This is a genomic window from Streptomyces sp. CA2R106, from assembly GCF_037034245.1.
GTDB lineage: Bacteria > Actinomycetota > Actinomycetes > Streptomycetales > Streptomycetaceae > Actinacidiphila.
In genome coordinates this window covers 1-1986 of sequence record NZ_JBAGKC010000107.1, presented here as the reverse complement: position 1 = coordinate 1986, position 1986 = coordinate 1, and the positions used below count along the sequence as shown (strand labels likewise).

The window sequence follows — 1986 nt, the reverse complement described above, 5'->3', positions numbered from 1 at the left end:
TCCGAGGTGGAACTGCCCCAGGTCATCGACTCCGATGCGGCTGGGTTCGGCCTGCATCCCGCTCTGCTTGATGCCGCTCTGCACGGGCTCCTGGCTACCGGAAACAGCAATAGCAATAGCAACGGCAATGGTGGGGGGACGGGGTTGCCGTTCGTGTGGTCGGGGGTGCGTTTGCTGGCGGGCGGTGCCCGCCACCTGCGGGTGGTGCTGGCCCGTGGGTCGGGTGGGGTCTCGGTCACGGCTTTCGATGCTGTCGGTGAACCCGTCTTGCAAGCACGGTCGCTGGCGTTGCGTGAGGTTCCGGCTGGTCTGCTCACCGGGGCTGGCCGGCAGGTGCGGCAGTCGCTGTTCACCGTCGACTGGGTCCCGCTGTCGGTGCAGGCTTCGTCGGCTGCGGTGCAGTGGGCGCGGCGCGGCCAGTCGGTCGGCTCCGAGTTGGCGCCGGTGGTCGTTGCTTCAGTGCCAGCTGCCCCGTCGGGGGTTTCGGCGCCGCAGGCGGCCCACCAGGCTGCTGCGTCGGTGTTGGGTTGGGTGCAGGAGTGGCTGGCCGATCCCGAGACGGACAATGCGCGGTTGGTGCTTTGGACCCAGGGCGCGGCTACCGGGCAGGACCTGGCGGGCGCGGCGGTGGCGGGTTTGGTGCGTTCGGCGCAGTCGGAGCATCCGGGGCGTGTGCTGCTGGTCGACGTAGACCCGGCCACCGACCTGGACCCGACCCAAGACGCTGACGTGGACACCGTACTGGCCCTGGCTTTGGATGCCGATGAACCCGAGGTCCGCATCAGTTCTGGGGACGGTGAGGTAACGGTGCTCGGGCGTCGGCTGACCCGGGCCGGGACGAAGGAGCCCGGAGCCGTGCCCGCCGAGTGGGACCCGCAGGGCACCGTCCTGGTCACGGGTGGGACGGGGACGTTGGGTGGGGAGTTGGCCCGGCACCTGGTCACCGTCCGCGGTATGCGGCGTCTGGTGTTGGTGTCGCGGCGTGGCCCGGCGGCGCCGGGGGTGGCTGGTCTGGTTGCGGAGTTGGCTGAGCAGGGTGCGGAGGTGCGGGTGGTGGCCGGTGATGCCGGCGAGCGGGATGCCCTCGCCTCGGTGCTGGCCAAGGTTGCGGTGGAGCGGCCGTTGACGGCGGTGGTGCATGCCGCGGGGGTGATCGACGACGCGACGGTGGAGTCGTTGACGCCGCAGCGGATGCTGCCGGTGCTGTCGGCGAAGGTTGACGCGGCGTGGAACCTGCACGAGTTGACCGATGACGCGGGCTTGGCCGGGTTCGTGCTGTACTCCTCGGCTGCGGCGGTCATGGGCAGCGCGGGACAAGGCAGTTACGCGGCCGCCAACGCGTTCCTGGACGCGCTGGCGGTCTATCGCCGGGATCGGCAGCTTGCCGGTCAGTCGCTGGCGTGGGGGCTGTGGGAACAGACCTCGGAGATGACCGAGCAGCTGGAGGGCGCGGGTCGGTCTCGTCTGCGCCGTGGTGGTGTTCAGCCCATGTCGACCGTCCAGGGCCTGGCCCTGTTCGACGCCGCCGTTGCGTGGGGTGCCCCGTTGGCGGTCCCGACCCGCCTCGACCTGACGGCACTGTCGCGCCCGGGACGACCGCTGCCCCCGCTGCTGCGCGGCTTGGTCGCCGGTACGCCCGCCCGACCGACCGCGGCCGCGGACGCGGGCGGCTTCGTGGCCCGGTTGGCCGCGTTTGCCCCCGCAGAGCGTGAACGGGAAGTCCTGGAGATCGTCCGGGCCGCTGTCGCCGCCGTTCTGGGTCATGCCAGCTCGGCTGAGATCGACTCCGAGCGGGCATTCCGTGAGATGGGCATCGACTCGCTGACCGCGCTGGAGCTCCGCAACCGGCTCGCGGCCGAGACCGGCCTGAGCCTGCCTGCCACCCTGGCCTTCGACCAGCCGACGCCGCTGGAGGTGGCTCGGTATCTGGTTGCAGAGGCGTGCGGGGCCGATGGGGTAGTCGGGGAGAGTGCTGTGCCGGTGGTT

Annotated in this window: 1 protein-coding gene; it reads left to right on the top strand. The window is 71.1% G+C overall.

Features of this window, described 5'->3' with window-relative positions; all coding sequences use genetic code 11:
* The coding region (locus tag WA788_RS35210; protein ID WP_335984505.1) for a type I polyketide synthase at positions 1-1986 on the top strand (1986 nt) is incomplete at both ends.